This window comes from Bacillus sp. V3-13 (genome assembly GCF_002860165.1).
GTDB lineage: Bacteria > Bacillota > Bacilli > Bacillales > Cytobacillaceae > Bacillus_BJ.
The window spans coordinates 46,011-64,141 of record NZ_PGUZ01000002.1 but is presented as its reverse complement, the minus strand read 5'-3'; the positions used below and the strand labels follow the sequence as shown (position 1 = coordinate 64,141).

The 18,131-nt window shown below is 42.1% G+C and carries 23 protein-coding genes, 1 pseudogene and 1 riboswitch; of the genes and pseudogenes, 11 read left to right on the top strand and 13 right to left on the bottom strand.

The features are described from left to right. Positions 1-97: 97 nt before the first annotated feature. Positions 98-568 (bottom strand): FixH family protein, encoded by a 471-nt coding sequence (locus CU633_RS00795; RefSeq protein WP_180954812.1) that lies wholly within the window; start codon positions 566-568, stop codon positions 98-100. Positions 569-839: 271 nt separating this feature from the next. Here CU633_RS00795 and CU633_RS00790 point away from each other — a divergent pair, with 271 nt between their 5' ends. From CU633_RS00790 to CU633_RS00770, 5 genes are all read left to right on the top strand, one after another. Continuing rightward, a complete protein-coding gene (locus CU633_RS00790) occupies positions 840-1,223 on the top strand; it encodes a substrate-binding domain-containing protein (RefSeq protein ID WP_101657819.1) in 384 nt (127 codons plus the stop codon). A gap of 2 nt (positions 1,224-1,225) precedes the next feature. Further along, positions 1,226-2,071: a substrate-binding domain-containing protein gene (locus CU633_RS00785; RefSeq protein WP_257958356.1), complete on the top strand. Its 846-nt coding sequence runs from the start codon at positions 1,226-1,228 to the stop codon at positions 2,069-2,071. Positions 2,072-2,098: 27 nt separating this feature from the next. Then, positions 2,099-2,800 (top strand): ABC transporter permease, encoded by a 702-nt coding sequence (locus CU633_RS00780; protein ID WP_101657818.1) that lies wholly within the window; start codon positions 2,099-2,101, stop codon positions 2,798-2,800. Further along, on the top strand, positions 2,793-3,539 hold the full coding sequence (locus CU633_RS00775; RefSeq protein WP_101657817.1) for an energy-coupling factor ABC transporter ATP-binding protein: 747 nt from the start codon (positions 2,793-2,795) through the stop codon (positions 3,537-3,539). Before CU633_RS00780 ends, CU633_RS00775 begins: the two co-directional genes overlap by 8 nt. A 102-nt stretch (positions 3,540-3,641) precedes the next feature. Beyond that, the gene (locus CU633_RS00770; protein ID WP_101657816.1) at positions 3,642-4,397 is read left to right on the top strand and encodes a (S)-benzoin forming benzil reductase; all 756 of its coding nucleotides are present in this window, start codon (positions 3,642-3,644) and stop codon (positions 4,395-4,397) included. Positions 4,398-4,587: 190 nt separating this feature from the next. Here CU633_RS00770 and CU633_RS00765 read toward each other — a convergent pair whose 3' ends face one another. Then, positions 4,588-4,968, bottom strand: a complete 381-nt coding sequence (locus tag CU633_RS00765) for a helix-turn-helix domain-containing protein (protein WP_101657815.1) — start codon at positions 4,966-4,968, stop codon at positions 4,588-4,590. Between the two features lie 171 nt (positions 4,969-5,139). Between CU633_RS00765 and CU633_RS00760 the strand changes: the two genes are divergently transcribed. Both CU633_RS00760 and CU633_RS22630 read left to right on the top strand, forming a co-directional pair. Further along, entirely contained in the window at positions 5,140-5,430 is a 291-nt protein-coding gene (locus CU633_RS00760) for a helix-turn-helix domain-containing protein (protein WP_257958355.1), read from the top strand. A gap of 61 nt (positions 5,431-5,491) precedes the next feature. Beyond that, the gene (locus CU633_RS22630; protein ID WP_180954811.1) at positions 5,492-5,656 is read left to right on the top strand and encodes a hypothetical protein; all 165 of its coding nucleotides are present in this window, start codon (positions 5,492-5,494) and stop codon (positions 5,654-5,656) included. A gap of 59 nt (positions 5,657-5,715) precedes the next feature. Here CU633_RS22630 and CU633_RS00755 read toward each other — a convergent pair whose 3' ends face one another. After that, positions 5,716-5,952: a hypothetical protein gene (locus CU633_RS00755; protein WP_101657814.1), complete on the bottom strand. Its 237-nt coding sequence runs from the start codon at positions 5,950-5,952 to the stop codon at positions 5,716-5,718. Positions 5,953-6,246: 294 nt separating this feature from the next. On the opposite strand from CU633_RS00755, the gene CU633_RS00750 reads away from it, so the two are divergent. Continuing rightward, a complete protein-coding gene (locus CU633_RS00750; RefSeq protein WP_101657813.1) occupies positions 6,247-6,456 on the top strand; it encodes a hypothetical protein in 210 nt (69 codons plus the stop codon). A gap of 37 nt (positions 6,457-6,493) precedes the next feature. On the opposite strand, the gene CU633_RS00745 is transcribed toward CU633_RS00750, so the two are convergent. Genes CU633_RS00745 through CU633_RS00735 form a run of 3 tightly spaced genes read right to left on the bottom strand, consistent with a single transcriptional unit; the run spans position 6,494 to position 7,537 of the window. Next, on the bottom strand, positions 6,494-7,123 hold the full coding sequence (locus CU633_RS00745; protein WP_101657812.1) for a precorrin-2 dehydrogenase/sirohydrochlorin ferrochelatase family protein: 630 nt from the start codon (positions 7,121-7,123) through the stop codon (positions 6,494-6,496). Next, positions 7,098-7,334: a hypothetical protein gene (locus CU633_RS00740; RefSeq protein WP_101657811.1), complete on the bottom strand. Its 237-nt coding sequence runs from the start codon at positions 7,332-7,334 to the stop codon at positions 7,098-7,100. Before CU633_RS00740 ends, CU633_RS00745 begins: the two co-directional genes overlap by 26 nt. Beyond that, positions 7,334-7,537, bottom strand: coding sequence for a hypothetical protein (locus CU633_RS00735; RefSeq protein ID WP_101657810.1), 204 nt, complete (start codon positions 7,535-7,537; stop codon positions 7,334-7,336). Before CU633_RS00735 ends, CU633_RS00740 begins: the two co-directional genes overlap by 1 nt. 323 nt (positions 7,538-7,860) lie before the next feature. Here CU633_RS00735 and CU633_RS00730 point away from each other — a divergent pair, with 323 nt between their 5' ends. Continuing rightward, a complete protein-coding gene (locus CU633_RS00730) occupies positions 7,861-8,487 on the top strand; it encodes an FMN-dependent NADH-azoreductase (protein ID WP_101657809.1) in 627 nt (208 codons plus the stop codon). Positions 8,488-8,804: 317 nt separating this feature from the next. Next, positions 8,805-9,662, top strand: a complete 858-nt coding sequence (gene liaG / locus CU633_RS00725) for a LiaG family protein (RefSeq protein ID WP_101657808.1) — start codon at positions 8,805-8,807, stop codon at positions 9,660-9,662. 89 nt (positions 9,663-9,751) lie between these two features. On the opposite strand, the gene CU633_RS00720 is transcribed toward liaG, so the two are convergent. The 5 genes and pseudogenes from CU633_RS00720 to CU633_RS00695 form a co-directional block, all read right to left on the bottom strand. After that, entirely contained in the window at positions 9,752-11,449 is a 1,698-nt protein-coding gene (locus CU633_RS00720) for a glycoside hydrolase family 13 protein (RefSeq protein WP_101657807.1), read from the bottom strand. Positions 11,450-11,792: 343 nt separating this feature from the next. Continuing rightward, a complete protein-coding gene (locus CU633_RS00710; RefSeq protein WP_101657806.1) occupies positions 11,793-12,521 on the bottom strand; it encodes an exonuclease domain-containing protein in 729 nt (242 codons plus the stop codon). Then, a complete protein-coding gene (locus tag CU633_RS00705; protein ID WP_101657805.1) occupies positions 12,518-13,489 on the bottom strand; it encodes a DUF294 nucleotidyltransferase-like domain-containing protein in 972 nt (323 codons plus the stop codon). The genes CU633_RS00710 and CU633_RS00705 overlap by 4 nt, the downstream gene beginning before the upstream one ends. A gap of 60 nt (positions 13,490-13,549) precedes the next feature. Next, entirely contained in the window at positions 13,550-14,815 is a 1,266-nt protein-coding gene (locus tag CU633_RS00700) for an ammonium transporter (RefSeq protein ID WP_101657804.1), read from the bottom strand. 282 nt (positions 14,816-15,097) lie between these two features. Continuing rightward, positions 15,098-16,495 (bottom strand): annotated as a pseudogene (locus CU633_RS00695) (amino acid permease). A gap of 99 nt (positions 16,496-16,594) precedes the next feature. Continuing rightward, positions 16,595-16,776, bottom strand: a riboswitch (Lysine riboswitch). A 258-nt stretch (positions 16,777-17,034) separates the two neighbouring features. Between CU633_RS00695 and CU633_RS00690 the strand changes: the two are divergent. Then, positions 17,035-17,187 carry a YpzG family protein gene (locus tag CU633_RS00690; protein WP_101657803.1) on the top strand — a complete coding sequence of 51 codons (153 nt, stop codon included), beginning with the start codon at positions 17,035-17,037 and terminating at the stop codon, positions 17,185-17,187. 553 nt (positions 17,188-17,740) lie between these two features. Here CU633_RS00690 and CU633_RS22625 read toward each other — a convergent pair. Continuing rightward, positions 17,741-17,881, bottom strand: coding sequence for a hypothetical protein (locus CU633_RS22625; protein WP_180954810.1), 141 nt, complete (start codon positions 17,879-17,881; stop codon positions 17,741-17,743). 29 nt (positions 17,882-17,910) lie between these two features. Next, positions 17,911-18,129 (bottom strand): heavy-metal-associated domain-containing protein, encoded by a 219-nt coding sequence (locus tag CU633_RS00685; RefSeq protein ID WP_101657802.1) that lies wholly within the window; start codon positions 18,127-18,129, stop codon positions 17,911-17,913. Positions 18,130-18,131 lie beyond the last annotated feature (2 nt).

Sequence of the window (18,131 nt, the reverse complement as noted above, 5' to 3'; positions counted from 1 at the left end):
AAAAAAGGATTGTGTACAATAGTTCATTATATTTTTATTATGGGAAAAGCACAACTTCTTACTTGCGTTTGGATATTATTACATTCAATTTTTCTGATTATCCGTCATGTTGCGAATGATCCTGGTCACTTTCTTGATGATGAGGTTCATCGCTCATTTCCGCCGGGTTGCCAATTTGTATTTGCTGCTTTGGCATCGTATGCATGCTGCGTGCCGTCACATGGACCTGAACCGTATAATTGCCTTCTTCTGAGAACATTTTGGTCGCCGTATATTTTCCTTTGCCTTGATGCTCCGCAGGAATCAGCTCGCTTGAATCCTTATCACTGTCGCGCCAAATTTCAAATTTCACCTCATTTGCATCCTCGACGGCTTCACCGTCTTGGGTAACGACGACACTCAGCTCAACTTCCCCTGGCGTTTCGGCTTTTTCAGGAACCTTTAACTCCGCCTCTATTAACGCCGGCATTTCATCACCATTCCCGTTTTTACCGGGCGCCTCATCAGACGTACCGCAGCCTGCCAAAAGAAGCATTGCAAATAGCATTACTGTAATTCTTATTTTCATATTTTTTCTCTCCCTGACCATCAGTTAATAGTATCTTAGCTTCAATATACCAGCTAAATGCGTTATAACAAAAAAATTCTCCATATTGTCACAAAAAATTCATAAAAACTCCCCTTCAAAAGTAGGATCAACCTGCAAGCTTCACTGGATTAAGGAGGCAAAAACCCAGATTTATTCGAATCAACCTAACAATCCTTGACGAAACTTAACGATTCTAAACGAATTGTAACAAAAATCACAGATGGAAAGACACAGCTGCTTGTATTTTTAAATAAACAGGCAAAAAGGGTCAGGCACCCGTTTCTCGCTCGATTACTTTTTATCCTTGGCCGGGATTGAACCTGCTGCCGTAAACGGTTATGACCACGAGGAATGGACCCATCTTGCTGCTGCTTCATATATAAGCAACGGTCTGGCCGATGCGGCATTCGGTATTCGTTCAGCCGCAGAGCAACTGAATCTCGATTTTATCCCGATCAGAAGCGAGCCATTTGATCTTGTCTTTCGCTGGAAACCGGAAAATACGCTGCTTCTTGAACAATTAATCGATATCATCCAATCGCAGGATTTCAAAAACACGGTTACAAATCTATCCGGCTATGATGTTAGTGAGCTTGGAAAGATTATCTATCAATTTAAAAACGAGGGGGAATAATCTTGAATTTAAAAAACCTTTGCATCTCTTCCTTGATTGCAGCTATGCTCATCCTATTATCAGCCTGCTCTTCCGCATCTGGCTCGACAGTGAAAGAAGCGCCGCCAAATCTTATTCTTGCAACAACGACCAGTACGCAGGACAGCGGCCTGCTCGATGTGCTGATTCCTGCTTTTGAAAAAGAAAACAACATAAATGTTAAGACTATCGCTGTTGGAACAGGACAGGCTCTTGACATGGGTAAAAAAGGTGAAGCGGATGTCCTGCTCGTTCATGCACCGGAAGCGGAGCAGGAGCTTATCGAAAGCAACGATGCGATTAACCGGAAAAGAGTGATGTATAACGACTTTATCATGGTCGGCCCAAAAGAAGACCCGGCCGGGATAAGCGGACTTGGGATGGCTGAAGCTTTAAACAAAATAAATGAGAGTAAAGCACCGTTTGTTTCACGGGGGGATGATTCCGGAACCCATAAAAAAGAGCTTGAACTATGGAAGAACATTGATTTGCAGCCTTTCGAAGCGGACTTTTATTTGGAAACAGGCCAGGGCATGGTCAATACGCTGAGGGTTGCTGCAGAAAAACGCGCCTATGTGCTCACAGACCGGGCCACCTATCTTGCCCAGCAAAAACAGCTCACAGACCTCGCATTAATGGTTGAAGGCGATGAAGAGCTATTAAATGTTTACCACGTGATGCAAGTAAATCCTGAAAAGCATCCGAAAGTAAACGAAGAAGGCGCAAAGCAATTTGTTGAATTTATGACCAATGAAAAGACACAGGAAACGATTCAGCAATTTGGCGTCAAAGAATTTGGCGAGCAGCTGTTCTTTTTGTTTTCAGAATAGCTAAACTAACGGAGGGTATGTAGCGATATGGAGCTTTTACTGGATGGACTAAAACGGGCGTTCGAAATGCTTTTAACCGGGGATCCCGAAGTGATCGAGATTGCCTGGCTCACATTAAAAAGCTCCTTAACAGCTGTCCTCATCAGTACGGTGATCGGGATTCCAGTTGGAGTTTGTCTCGGTTTACTCTCGTTTCCAGGAAAAAAGCTCCTGCTCGTATTCGTCAATATCGGAATGGGGCTTCCCCCTGTTGTTGCGGGATTATGGATTACGATTTTATTATGGCGATCTGGACCTTTCGGCGATTACGCGCTTCTGTTTACACCGGCAGCGATTGTTATTGCCCAGATCGTTGTGTCTCTCCCGCTGATTGTAGGATTAACAAGCTCCGCGTTTCAACAAATCGATGAAAAAATGCTGCTGCAAATAAAAGGCCTCGGAGCGACAAAGCTGCAAATGCTGTTAATCCTTTTAAAAGAAACGAAGATTGGCATTCTCGCAGCTGTGATGGCTGGCTTTGGCCGGGTGATTGCGGAAGTGGGCGCCGCGATGATGGTCGGCGGAAACATCCGCGGCGAAACAAGAATACTAACGACCAGCATTGTCATGGAAGTTTCAAAAGGGAACTTTGATATTGCGCTTGCCCTGTCGTTTATTTTGATGCTTCTTGCTTTCATGATTACATTCTGCCTAACCTTCTTACAGCAAAGGACGAGAGCTTATGAATGAATTAATTCGCATTGAAGAGATGAAACGGGCTGCGAAAGGAAAAAATATTCTTGATATAACTCGATTAACCATCAACCGTGGAGAAATCTTAGGCATCATGGGTCCAAATGGTGCAGGCAAAAGCACGCTGTTAAAGGTCCTTTCTTTGTTGGAACCGAAATGTATGGGAAGTTATTTTTTTCGGGGAAAAAAAATCCCTCTCAAAAAGCCACCTCTTGAATTGCGCAGAAGATTTGCGATTGCTCTGCAACAGCCGCTGTTGTTCAATACCTCAGTCCACCGGAACGCCGCGATTGGCCTAAAATTCCGAAATTCCGGCAAAAACGAGTTAAAACGCAAGGTTGCGCTTTGGCTTGATGCTTTTGAAATTGGCCATCTTGCTAAAAAACAGGCACAGCATTTATCCGGAGGAGAAGCCCAGAGAGTCAATCTTGCACGGGCTTTTGTGCTCGAACCTGAGGTATTATTCCTTGATGAACCGTTTTCCGCGCTTGATTATCCGACAAAAAGGAAGTTGATTCAAAATTTAAAGAAAGCCATCCAGGAAACAAAGATAACGGTCGTGCTCGTCAGCCACGACCTAATGGAAATTGAGTATTTAACAAATCGACTGATTATTTTAAAGGAAGGAAAAATTATTCAAGCAGGACCAACTGCAGAAGTCATCGCTCACCCCAATCGGCAGGCATCCACCTTTTTAAATGGCTGGAATCCATTAATGGATGAACAAACAAACTAGTCCCCCCTCCCGCATTTATGGTTGTGACGGCAGCTTTATTTTGGATTTCAGCGGATTTTTGTGCTTCACTAGTGTTAATCATGTCAAATAGGAGTGAAAATAATGGACTATGCATTAATTACCGGGGCATCAAAAGGGTTGGGTGCAGAAATCGCCAAAAGAATGCTCGCAGAGAACATTGGCATCATCACCGTTTCCCGAAGCGCAAACGAGGAATTGCAAACGATCGCAGCTGAAAAGGGTCTGTTTTATCAGCATATCTCCTGCAGCCTCTCCGATTTGCCGCAGGCCCGTGAAGCTTTTAAATCAGCTGCAACAACGCTTTTATCAAAGCAGCCAAAGCTTGTTTATCTCATCAACAACGCCGGTGCCATTGAACCGATTGAAACGGTCGGACGCCTTGATGACCAGCTGGTCGAAGACAGCATTCAAATCAATTTAACCTCACCCGTTTTACTGACAAACCTGTTCATTGCGGAAGCAAATCGCCATAACACACCTCTTCAGATTGTTAACGTTTCCTCAGGGGCAGGCGAGCGGCCTATTCAAGGATGGAGCATTTACTGCAGCACGAAAGCTGCCTTAAACATGTTTACACAAACAGCAGCACTTGAGCAACGTTCAGCAGGCCGGCCACATAAAATCATTGCTTTTAGCCCTGGTGTAATGGATACTGACATGCAGGGGACGATCCGTTCCGCTTCAGCAGAAGCTTTTCACGATGTTGATAAATTTCAGCAATACAAGGAAACAGGCGCTTTGCGCAGCCCGCACACAGTTGCCAATGCATTAATGGACAAGCTGCTGAACGGAACAATTGATTCAGGCAGGATTTATCATATCAATGAATTGTTATGATCCGTTTGCCCCCGCAAAGAGCTGGGGAAATGGTTTTGCTTAAACAATCGCCCGTTTCGCTTCACGATGTATTTTTTCGCTAGAATAAAAAAGAGTTTTCCTAAAGAAAGGCCGGGGTTTCGCTTAAATCAGCTTATTATTTTACGCTGAAATCCCTGCCTTTTTTCAGTTTCTGAATGCGGTACAGGTTTTAAGATTTTTTCCCTTTCGTATTTAGCCATTTGAGAAAACGAAAAGCTTCCTGGCGATTTTCTTCTGGAGAATTCTTTAATTCTTCACGCCACATCCGAAACTCTGGATCGTTAAGAAGCTCGAGTATCTCGTTTTCCTCTTGTTTCGTGGCGAGCTTTTCATAACCGTGTTCTCTCACCTGGTTTTCCCGGCCCAATAAATAATCCGCAGTTACTTCAAGTACCTTTGTCAGTCTGGTAATATCTTCGGTGCCCGGAGATGTGTATCCCCGCTCCCAATTTGAGACGACCTGTGACGAAACATTGACTTTTATAGCCAGTTCCTTTTGTGTTAGTTTTCTTTTCTTCCTATATTCTCTAATTCGGTGACCGATTGACATATAAATCACCTGCTATCGGATTAGTATTTATTTCAATAATACCAATTGGTAACTAATTTCGATAGAAAACTAACGGAATTTGAGAGCCGATGGAATTTATTTGACATTAACAGGAAATGGTAGTATCATTTTATTAACGGAAATCGTTATTCTTGTTTTGGAGGGGGTACTTTGATTCATATAAATGTTGAACGTATTCGTCAGGCAAGAGGGGTTACAAAAACACATATGGCCAAGAAGTTGAATTTATCTCTACAGGGTTATCGGCATATTGCTTCTGGAAGTGTCAGATTGGACGCAGAACGGCTTAAGGTTATTGGACTTATTTTAAACGTAAATCCGAGTATTTTTTTTGATGACAAACTAACGGAAGCAGTTATAAGGGAAATCGATAGTATTGGCAATGAGGATGCATTAGAGCAGCCCAAAAGCGATAGAAGTAAAAAACCTGATGAGGGGTAACGAGTACCGCAGCCCGCTAATTGAAAGCTGAACGAAAATGGAATTAAGGGGAGATCCTTATATGACGAAGCTCGAAACAGCTTTAACGATCGCAGAAATACAAGTTTCCTTGTTAAGGCTCCTTCATCGTATGACCGAGGATGAACTGTATGAACGGGAAGATGCGATTGAGGATATTAAAGAATTGCTTCGGGAAATGAATGGAGTTCACTATCCTTTTGAATAATTCATGAGTGTTGTTGGCACGCTGACATGCAAAAATCGGCTTTCATTGTGAAAGCCGATTTATTCCTTTTCATAAGGATTCTTTATAAGAATCGGGTTGGGATTGCCTGAAATATAGGGCAATATCGAGTATTCTGAACGATGCTCCTCACCATAAAACTCTTCCTGAATCTTTAAATTTGCAGCTTCGGCCTCAGACATGCCCTCAGTGGAACCATGAATTCGCCTCTCGGTATCCCTGCTGTTCAGCTTCAAATTCGTCTCAACCAGTTTATTTTCCGTTTCTTTTCTATTCATTTAAAAACCTCCTCCAATGACAAGCCTAGTATTCTCATTGCTGCCTTCTTTTACACCGGTTTTCAAAATGAATTTGCTGGCTTTATCTTGTTAATACCCAAATAAGCATGCAGTATAACTTGATAATCCTTCCAGCCAAGAGCAAAAACTATACACAATGAATTTTCCAAGTGAAATTTACATTAGATTTATTTTCCAATTCCGTAAACGTTTCACAGAGGCTGTCAATGGGTATCTATAGTAAAAACATTTTCACCTTATTAATATCATATTTTCTCAAAAGGAGATGAAGAAATGAACGAAAATTCTGTAAGGGCGTCTAACTTGGAATATATGAGCCACGGAGAATCTTTAACACGCGAATCGTATCAAACATTTTATTTTGAAAATCAGTTGGAGGAGATCGAAAATATAGAAGATATTGATGCATCAGACATTGTCTATATTTTTGCGGGGTGTTCGCTGATCGGCTCGATTATTTATCTTTTGTCATATATTCTATAGAATTTCCTGTCAGCAAAAAACAACCGGGGAAGGCGAATTAGTCCGTTCCTAAAATTTCCGCATACAATTTTGTAAACTCTTCTTCCCTGGTGTTGCTGTTTAAAAAAGCAGGATCAATGATGGCTGCGAGCAGCTGTTGTTTTTTGATGGGATCGGTAACATTTTTTAAGATCAGCTGCCGGCAATCATCGAGAAATGCGAGATAGTTTTCGAATTTTTCATCATACGCTTCGGCAAGGTCATCCCGTATTGCTTTTGCCAGTGAGGGGCTGGCTCCGGAGGTGGAGACTGTTATCAAAAGCTTTCCCCTTTTCAAAACAGACGGCACGATAAAGTCTGAATGCTCAGGATCATCCGCCATGCTGACAAGCTGAAAATCCGAAGCAGCCCTGCGGACTTCCATATTCGCTTCTTTATTATTTGTAGCGGCGAAAATCAATGCTGCATCTTGAATATCCTCAGCGGAAAAACTTTTTTTACGCCAAAGAATCTTCTGTCCATCTGCCAATTTTTTTAGGCCCTCCGTTATTTCAGGGCTGACGACGCAAATCCTGGCGCCCGTGTTCAGAAGGCCGTAAACCTTTCGCTCGGCCACTTTTCCCCCGCCGATCACGACAGTCAGCTTTCCGGATAAATTAAGATTAACCGGATAATACTCTTCTTTCATCCTTAGCACCTCTACATCCAAATATAGCACGGCTCACCCTTGTGTCAGCAACTCTTTTGCGCAGAACGTTTCGGAGCCTTGCATCAAAACCGGTTGGATCACTCAAAATCGATTTTTCCCCTGCAAGACTTTCTGAAATCTGCTTTGCAAAGCCATCCGTAAACAGAAAATGTTGGACGATATACACTTTATTCGTATTGATTCCGTTCATCACAACCCGGTGATTGGGATCAGCTTTAATATACCCGGTATAAACCTGTGAAGCAAGATTGAATTGGAACATTTCTGCAAGACGGCTGAATTCCTGTTCGTCACTCTTCCCTGTTCCTTAAATTGACTCTCCTGCTTTTGTTCTTCTTGTATTTTCCGCTGATGGTCCAATAAGCTTTCTTTTTCTTTTTTGTTAGCTGCCATGTCTATCACTCCTTCAAAATCGTTGTTAGTTTTTTTCCCGAAAGGTTCCATTCAAAAACATAGCTCGCTCCGGTGCAGGCAGTTTTTTTGACAGCCAAAAAATAGCTATTATATAATCGCAAAGTATTTTGTTTGTGCAGCTATGTGGCAAGGTGATCTTTTAAATTGTTCATTATGATCATATTGTTGTTTGGCGGCCGGATGATCCGTATTTGAAAGATTTTAACGAGAGGAAGATTTGTTAACTACATATTTAACCTCCCTGCTAACAATTGCACTTTCTAATACAACAACGACAACATAGATAATGGAGGAAACAGCCAATGGCAAATGTTTTATTCGTAAAAGCAAATTCACGTCCTGCTGAGCAAGCAGTCAGTGTGCAATTATACGAGGCTTTTCTAAGCAGCTATAAAGAATCCCATCCAGAAGATCAAATCACAGAACTAGATTTGTTCGCAGAGAATCTGCCATATTACGATACTGATAAAATCAACGGTATGTTCAAGCTCGGCCGCGGTCTTGAACTCACACCTGAAGAACAGCAAGCAGCAGAGCTCGTTAATAAGTACTTGAACCAATTTATTGCTGCGGATAAAATTGTCCTTGCGTTCCCGCTTTGGAACTTTACGATCCCGGCGGTTCTGCATACTTATTTCGATTATCTTGGCCAGGCGGGAAAAACTTTCCGCTATACACAAGAGGGTCCTGAAGGATTGCTTTCAGACAAGAAGGTTGTCCTTTTAAATGCAAGAGGCGGTGTTTATTCAGAGGGCCCTGCAGCCTCCAGTGAGATGGCGGTTAACTATGTCATGACTGTTCTTGGATTCTGGGGAATCAAGGATGTAACAACTGTTATTGTGGAAGGACATAACCAATTTCCCGACAGAGCAGCAGAAATCATTGAAGAGGGCATCCGCAAAGCAGCAACAGCTGCAAATCAATTCTAATTTCCATAAAAAGAGCTGTAAATTTGGTCTTGTCCCAGATTTACAGCTCTTTTTTGTCTGTTATAATCGAATAGGGAGGTTCCCTATTTTTGGGATTATTCGACAAAAACCGGAAGATTCATTTTCAATTTATACCTTCTAAATACGTTGACAGGCATAACCATTTCATAAGCCTCAAGTCTGATTAAAAAATAATCCCACGGTTCAATGAAAAAAATGATGTTCCATAATAGAATGAACTTGTTGATGGCGTTTCTGTGATGTCATATACAAGGTGATGCATCTCATCAAAGCAAATATAGAAAGCGGGTAATCCAATGAAAAGAATTTTCGTCATTTTTGCCATTATCCTGGGGGTGTACTTATTATTTTTCTCCAACTTTAGCTTTTCCGGACTGCTGTTTGGTGAAGATGAGCAGCAGGCCCATGTTACCAACAAAATTGACACGATTGAAATCGATGTTGCCGGTGCAACAACAACGGTCATCCCCGAAGAAAGAGACAATGTAGAAGCGGTTGTTGACGGAAAAGGAAAAGTGACAGTTAAAGAGAGCGGGGACAGTATTACTGTAGAATACAGCCGCAAATGGTATGAAAATTTTGGGTTCTTCACGAGCTCGACGCTCGATATTTATATTCCCGAGGATTACAGTAAAGATATGAATATAAATATTGGCTCTGGCAGCGTTGATTATGCAGGAAAATCTCAGAAACAACCGCTAAAACTTAATCATTTATCATTAAACATGGGTTCCGGACAGGCCAGCTTAAAAAACTTCGACCTTGGCCAATATGAGCAACAAACAGGTTCAGGAAGTGTACGGATTGATTCTCTGTCAGCAGAAAAGGGTACCTTTGAAATTAGTTCAGGTGAAACAGAGTTAACGAACTATACTGGAGAGATAGAAGCTGATTTATCATCAGGTCAGTTTCATGTACAGATGGATCAATTGGCAGATGCGATAAAGATTGATGTCAGTTCCGGGGAGGCCAATCTCGACCTGCCTGACGATGCTGATTTTAAGTTAAAAGGCGAAGTAAGCAGCGGCAATATCGATTGTAATTTCCAGCTAAAGAATCAAGAACAAGATAAAAATGGAATTGAAGGAACGCACGGATCAGGAAAACATGAGATTAACCTGGATGTATCCAGCGGAGATATCAATATCTTTTAGATTGATAAGCAATTCAAAGAAGCGATTCTTAAACTTATAAAAAGAGATTGTATATTGAATATACAATCCCTTTTTTGATGACAGCGCAGTCAGCCGGTTTGATTCTCGTTTCTAATCTCATAAACTCTTGCTTCATATGGACGCAATTCAAACGATAAAGCCGGTTTTCCTTCAATTGTGTAATTGCTGATTAATAGTTCATCTGCAGTGAATTCAACATCTTCCGGCAACGAGAATGGCACAGCTTCACCGCTGAAGTTCGCCACAACCAGAAGCTTTTCATTTTCCAGTGAACGGGTATAAGCAAAAATTTGCTTATCTTCCGGAAGAATCAATTGATAATCCCCATAGACAATAATCGGATGTTCTTTGCGAAGTTTAATAAGCTTGCGGTAATAATGATAAATTGAGTTTTCATCTTCAACCGCTTGTTTTGCATTAATTTCCCGGTAGTTAGGGTTTATTTTCAACCATGGTTCTCCGCTTGTAAAGCCGGCATGCTCTGAATCGTCCCATTGAAAAGGAGTTCTTGCATTTTCCCGGCCCTTGACGTAAATCGATTCCATTACTTTCTGATGGTTTTCTTTGCCTTCAATCACTTTTTCGCGATACATATTCAGGATTTCGATATCTTTATAGTCTTTAATCGAATCAAAACGGACATTGGTCATGCCAATTTCTTCACCCTGGTAAATGTACGGAGTACCTTGAAGCATATGCAGGAAGGTCGCCAGCATTTTCGCCGACTCAACCCGGTATTTCCTGTCGTCTCCAAACCGGGACACCATGCGCGGCTGGTCATGGTTATTTAAGTAAAGACTGTTCCAGCCTGCCCCATTGAGGCCTGTTTGCCACTTCGTAATACTTGCCTTTAAATCAAGAAGATTAAGAGGCCTTAAATCCCATTTTCCATTCGGGCCTGAATCCAGATCCACATGTTCAAATTGGAAGACCATATTCAGTTCCTCGCGGTCTTCCCCTGTATATAGCTTTGCTTCGTCTACAGTAACACCCGGCATTTCGCCGACAGTCATGATGTCATATTTCGACAGAACTTCGTTGTTCATTTCATGTAAAAACTCATGAATACGGGGGCCGTTCATATAAAATCTCCCGCCTCCCACATACTTTTTCCCTTCAGGGTTGGGGGCATCGGGCAGGCCAGGCTCTTTCGAGATAAAGTTGATAACATCCATACGGAAGCCATCAATCCCTTTATCGAGCCACCACGTCATCATATTGTATATCTCTTTCCTTAAGGCAGGATTCTCCCAATTAAGGTCCGGCTGTTTTTTGCTGAATAAATGTAGATAGTATTCGTCTGTCCCTTCATCGTATTGCCAGGCTGAACCGCTGAACGCCGACTCCCAATTATTTGGCTCGCGGCCATCCTTTCCCGGGCGCCAAACATAATAATCACGATAAGGATTGTCCTTCGATTTTCTCGATTCCACAAACCATTTATGCTCGTCGGACGAATGGTTCACGACCAGGTCCATAATCAGCTTCATCCCGCGGTTATGGACTTCTTCAAGCAGCTTCTCCCAGTCTTTCATTGTTCCGAATTCATCCATAATATCCTGGTAATCACTAATGTCATAACCATTGTCATCATTTGGGGATTTATAGACTGGTGATAACCAGATTACATCGACACCCAATTCTTTTAAATAATCAAGTTTTTCGGTAATCCCTTTTAAATCACCGATACCGTCGCCATTGCTGTCATTAAAACTGCGGGGATAAATTTGATAAATGACACTTTCTTTCCACCAGGTTTTGTTCAACGAAAATCGCTCCAATCACTATTATTCGTACGCTTTATTATTATAGCTTCTACATTCGCATGACAGTTTATTTGATTGAGCCTCTCATAACGCCGCTAATCACCCATTTTTGCGCAAAGATATACACAATGATTATCGGGGCAAGCGCCATCATCTTAGCACTCTCTGAAAACCTTTTCAATATTTTCCGAAAAAAATTTTTTTTATCCCAAAAAAATAAAACCTGAGCTTTTAGAGAATCAAAATTCTTCACCAGCCAGGTTTTATTCTTAAATTCAAATTTGCCCTCCTGCTCCTTGCCTTAATGAATCCCCGTTTACGCCACCTATCATTTCATACCCATCTACAGCTTCGCAACCCGTTCATATATATCTGATAAAGTACGGCAGCCAAGCTGTTCGATTTTTGAAAGGTAGCAGCACCACAGCTTGGCGGCCAGCTTTGCATCTCCAAGCGCATGATGGCGATCTGCTATCGGGATGCCGTTATGTTCACAAAAATCTTCGAGCCTGACCATATTTGCTTCAGGCTCGGCAATTCGGTATAAAAACGATGTGTCGACAATCCGATGCTTTAAGGGTGCGCGAAACAGTTTCCAACACGCATTTTGCAAAAAGCTTTTTTCATGATTTGCATGGTGGGCAACAAGGGGATCACCATTTACGAATTCAAAAAATTGAATAAGGACTTCTGAAAGATAAGGTGCGTCTTTCAGTTGATCGTTCGTAATTCCGGTTAGTCTCTCTATTTCCGGTGAAAGATTTTTCTCGAAACGAACAAGTGAGTAAAATACCTCGTCTTCATGAATTTCCCTGCCGCTAACCCGAACTGCTCCCAATGAGATCATTTCATCTCCTTGATCGGGAAAAAAACCGGTCGTTTCGATATCAAATACAACGACATTCAACTCATGTAATGGTGTGACCATTAATGCTTCAACCTTCATCTCTTTTTGCAGCTGGCGCAAAAATGCCACTTGTTGAGAGTTCTGCCCCCCCAGAACTCCCCCCAATACGGTTGAATTGATCTTTCCATGAATTCCTCTCATCATATCAATAAGCGGAAATCTCATTTGCTAACACCCTTTTCAACAATTGCCTGGACGTATTGTTGAAGCTTTTTTCCATCTTTAAGGATTTTCTTTAGTTCATGTTTTTCAGCTTTACTTAGGTTTTTTAAATTCAAATAATGGCTATCCTCATACGATTTATCTGTTGCGAGCAACAATCGGTAGCTTAACAGCTTTCTAAAATTCTCTCTGTACTCCGGCAGTTCATGATGATTTTCTGCCAGCCGATCCATTCTCGCCAGGGTCGATGTCTCTTTTATGCCTTCTTTTATGGCTAAAATCCTGACTGCATTGACATACGGAATAATCGCAGTGGTTTTTAAATCGACCGACCCTTTATGGAGTCCTTTTTCTTCGGCAATAATTTGGCCGAAAGGGCCGACTGCGTTTTTCATATGCATGACATTTTCCAATAAACGCATTAATAATTTTGGATGCTCTTTTTGAAAGTCGTAAATAAACGATTTCAGCTCGTTTACAAAGCTTTCTGCGCCAACCAGCGGCCGCGCATCGTAAAAAATATGCAGATAACGGATCGACTGCCAGCTTTCCTCCTCGAGCCATTGCAAAAGCTGAGCTTTCCATCCAGCTGTTGATTGACACCAGAGTGGATTTGAACTCATTACTTTCCCTTCACAATAAGGGTATCCGGCAACAGCCATTCCATAGGAAAGCTCTTCGCCAAGCTTCGAAAAATAAGCAGCAGCTTCCGGACTGGATGTTTCATAAATAATGCCGTGATCCTGGTCGCTGATCAGCCCTTGCTCAAACCGCCCTCCGCTGCCCGTAATAAACCAGGAAAAGCCGCAGGGAGGGGTTCCATTTTTCAGCCGGTTAGCCGCCAGCCGATAGACCTTGCGCAACACCCTGTCATGAAACTCATTTAAGGAAAGTGTATCGCCCTGAAACGAATCAATCACTTCATCCTTCCATATTTTAATCGCTTCATAAGATTCAAAACCATCGGCCATTGCCACACTTCCTTCATGCCCGGGAGAAAATTTCATAAGCCTTTTGCAAAATTTTTAATCTTATGAGGTCAGCTTATTCTCTTTTGCCATGAATACTTCAGGATATCCATAGCTGCCGTGTTCACTCATATCGAGACCCATAATCTCTTCTTCTTCTGTTACACGAAGTCCATTCATCACTTTCTTGGCAATGAATAAAATCGCGAATGAAACTGCAAATGCGTAAGCTCCTGAAACCGCTACCCCCATCAATTGAACTCCCAGCTGGTGGAGTCCTCCACCATAAAATAACCCTGGTGAGCCGACAGTTGCAAGCTCCGGGGTCGCAAAGAAGCCAGTTGATAATGTTCCCCAAACTCCGGCCGCCCCATGAACTGATAAAGCATAAATCGGATCATCAATTTTTCTCTTTTCAAAAAATCTCGCACTATAGAATACCAGCACTCCTGCAACAAACCCGATCACAACCGCGGCCCATGTATCAACGAAAGCACATGATGCGGTGATGGCAACCAGCCCGGCAAGTGCTCCGTTCAGCAATGTTGTTACATCCGATTTCCCTAATACGACCCATGAAATTAATAGCGCGGCAACTGCACCGGCTCCAGCAGCAAGATTTGTATTCAGTGCAACAAACCCGAAGAATCCATTATCTACAGATACTGTACTGCCCGCATTAAATCCAAACCAGCCAATCCATAAAATCAATACCCCCAAGGAAGTATATACTTGGTTATGCCCGTAAATGTTATTCGCCGAACCATCTTTATTGTACTTGCCAATTCTGGGTTTAAGCAAAATTGTCGCAGCCAGGGCTGCCATTGCACCAGTCAAATGGACGACGGTAGATCCGGCAAAATCCTGTTTGCCATGCTCCGCCAACCAGCCTCCGCCCCAAATCCAGTGGGCAACCACCGGGTAGACAAGCGCGGAAAACAGAATAGTGAAAACCAAATAGACCGATAATTTCGCGCGTTCTGCAAAGCCGCCGAGTGCGATCGTAATCGCGATTCCCGCAAAAGCCAATTGAAATAGGAAGAAAACCGCTGAAGAAAGATTCATTCCTTCAATCTCATAACCGGAATAAAAAAAGTGCGAAAGACCAACTAAAAAATTCGCGTTATCACCAAAAATAAAGCCGAATCCTACTGCCCAAAACACAATTGAGGCAAGACCAAAGGTAAAGATCGTTTTTCCTGCGATATGACCGGCATTTTTCATTCGTGTTGAACCGGCTTCAAGCAGAATAAATCCACCGATCATCAAAATGACTAAAACCGCGCTGACCATTACCCACAAGCTGTTCATTAAAAAGACGGCGTCCATACTTCTTCCTCCTTTTTTCAATGTACCTTTTCATAACATTTTATGTTAGAAAATATAACATTGATTTATTATTTCTTATTTTAACCGATTTGAATGATCTGTCAATAAGATTTTCAAAGTTTCTGATTATTTTATGTAAGAAAATATAACATAATCGATCATCACTACTCAGCAAAGAATAGACACGGCGGTTTTCTGGGGATTTTTTAGAAGAAAATAAAAAACAAAGCTGACTTGCAAAGGATGAAATCCCCGGGTCAGCTTTGTTCTTATACTGGCATGTTAGTTTTTTGACTTTTTGCGGTTGACAATCGGGTAAATAATAAATCCGGCAAGGAATAGCCCAATTCCTAATGAAAATGTTTGCAGATCGGCAGTCCCTGATCTGATCACATATAACGAATAAATTAGCGCCAGTGAGGCAATGACTCCGTCAAGAACGCGCGGTCCTTTCATGAGGTCATATGTTTCTCCTTTAATCGTCAGCTTTAAAAAGAAAATTGCTGAAACAAGATACGGAATTAAATATGCAAGTGTGGCTGATGTTGTTAAAAACGTATAGGCTTCACTGATCGTCCCTGAAATCGTCGAAAAGATAAAGATTTGTGACATTGCATTAGTCACCGCAAGGGCACGGACAGGGCTTCCGTTTTTATTAACCTTCGCAAAATAAGCAGGGAAAACGCCCGATTTTGCCGCCTGGTACGGAACTTCCGAGCTTAGCAGCACCCAGCCGATTGTCGCTCCAAACAATGAAATGACCGCAAGCACTCCCATAATCGTCCCACCGTTTTCACCTATCATCACAGACAGGGCATCAACAAACGGTTTATCAGATGCTCGCAATACTTCCTGAGGTAAAATACCCATGATGAGCAGCGTAATTCCCATGTAAATAACGAGCGCGATGAATAATCCAATTACGGTAGCACGGCTGACATCCCGCTGCGATTTTGCACGCCCTGATAAAATAACAGCCGATTCAATTCCGACAAATGCCCAAAGCGTTGAAATCATGACCAAATTGATTTGGCTGGCAAGATTGTGCGTTTGCCCCTCCGCATCGACTACAGTTGTATAGTACTCTCCCAAGTTGGAAGACTGGAAAGCAAACAAGGCAGCGACAATGAATAAGAGAAATCCGATTACCTTTGATACCGTAGCAACAAAATTTAATTTTCCGGCAGCATTAAGGTTTGTTATTAAAATATAATGAGTTCCCCACAGCAAAGTCGTACAAACGATGAACGTAACAAATCTGCCTGCTTCAATTGACTGCCCCCCAATGGTAAAGAGCACAGCAGAACTGCCCATAACCGGGAAGAAGGTTGACAAATATCCGGCAAAGCTGGTGATGATCGCAACATTACTGATCCAGTTTGCAACCCAATATCCCCAAACCATGCTAAATCCGGCAAGCTTCCCTTTACTTTCGGATTGGAATAGAGCACGCGCATAGCTTTGCGGCCCCGCCGTTAAATCGGGACGGCGAATCGATAATTTCCCAAAGACAAGGGCGATCATCAGCACGCCGAAACCTGTTATGATCCAGGCAATCGTAACTCCCATTGGGCTGGCAATTTACGCCAGTGTACTCGGAAGCATAAAAATCCCCGAACCGACCATATTTCCAACGACTAAAGCTGTCAGCAGCCAAAGTCCCCAATTTTTTTCATTCATGCAAAAACCCCCAAAGAATCCAGTATATAAAACAATAAAAAAACGCGTAGGTATAGTGTACCCGCGCGTTTCTCTGAGTATAAAAAAACCCGCATCCTGTCTCGTGATAGCTCTCCCCAGAATAAATCCGGGACAGTCCTGCACCTATTCGATGCAGTCCCAGCGTGAATGGCTGTGTGGGTCCATCCATACTTCGGCGGCAATCCCTTTCACTTTCCGTCACAGATCCCACCAGACCTCAGAAAAAGCTACTCTTAATTGCCGCAACCTCTACCTCACCGAGATAGCGATGAGGATTTTGTTCATATGAAATTGCTAGTATTTAGAATAGCAACAACGCAACCATCTGTCAACAGTCCGGGGAGTATTTAGATTAGTGGCTATTTTTAGTCTGTTCGGGAACTTTGCTCTTGACCGAAAATAATACTTTGTTTCAAGCGCAGAATGTATTTTTTCTTCAATGTATTCACATACTTTTAATGATATTCGTGAATATCACTTGTTTCAGAATATTCCATCCTGCGATGAGGTGATTCAAAATGAGCTATAAAGATCACTTGGATCCACATTCTAGGCAGTTTCACCATAATTGGACGAGACGTAAGCGCGCGAGTTCTCAAGTAAATGGTCACACACAGATGTCGCAAACGACCATGATACTCAGAAGTAACGCAAAAGCTCACAGGTGGTAAAGGATATTTCTGAACCAAAAGAAAGAAGGCTGTTTCAGTCTTCTTTCTTTTTATATTTTCCGGGACAGCCCTAATGGAACATATCAGCCAATAAATGATAGGATTGAATTTTGTCTTGAAAATCATAAACATTGGTTTGAGCCAGCTTGGCAGTGTTTTGAAATGCCAAGCTTGCATTTTCTCTTTACTACGCTCTTTTCTAAAAGATTGTTGCTTTTTAGAAAAGCCATGAGTTGCTTGATATTGTGAATTATCAAGTGTAACGTGCATTCATGGCAAATGGGCAATCCTGTAGATTCCCCATATTTATTATAGAACAAACGTTCTTATATTGGCAATGGCAACAAAGTTTTTTGAAAAAAGCTTAGGAAAAATGAAAAAAAGCTATTCTTCAAAAAAAGCCTCAAAGAAACGAAGAATTTCCCGTTTCACTTTTACCGGTTTTTTCATGCCACGACCTCTTTATGCTATGAATGTCTTATCAGTATCAGTAACCAGGCCCTGCAACTCCGTTTAAGGGGATGCCCAATATTAAAGATATCCCCTTAAGTTTTTAAAAGAAATCGTTCTGCAGATAATCCAATTTGCGGTCATTTTGGCAGTCTTGGCAAACATGCAGCAATGTACCTTCCACTTTTGCCGTCTCATCGTGCTCTTCTTTCTCTGTTAAGCCGCATACTTCGCATGTTTTCATCAGTAGTTCCCTCCTCTAAAGATTGAAATTTATTTTTCAACCGGCTCAGCGTGGTAGCCCCGGTCAATAAGCGCGTATTGAAAGTCCTGGTAGGATGCCATTCGTTTATCATAAGTAAATACGGCTTGATGGTTTTCCAAATGCACTTCGGCTCTGCCAATGCCCCACACATCAAGCAAGGTATTCAAAACTTTATCTGCATCCTGCTGATTTGACATATTTTTTACGAAAAAAACGCCTGTCTCCAATT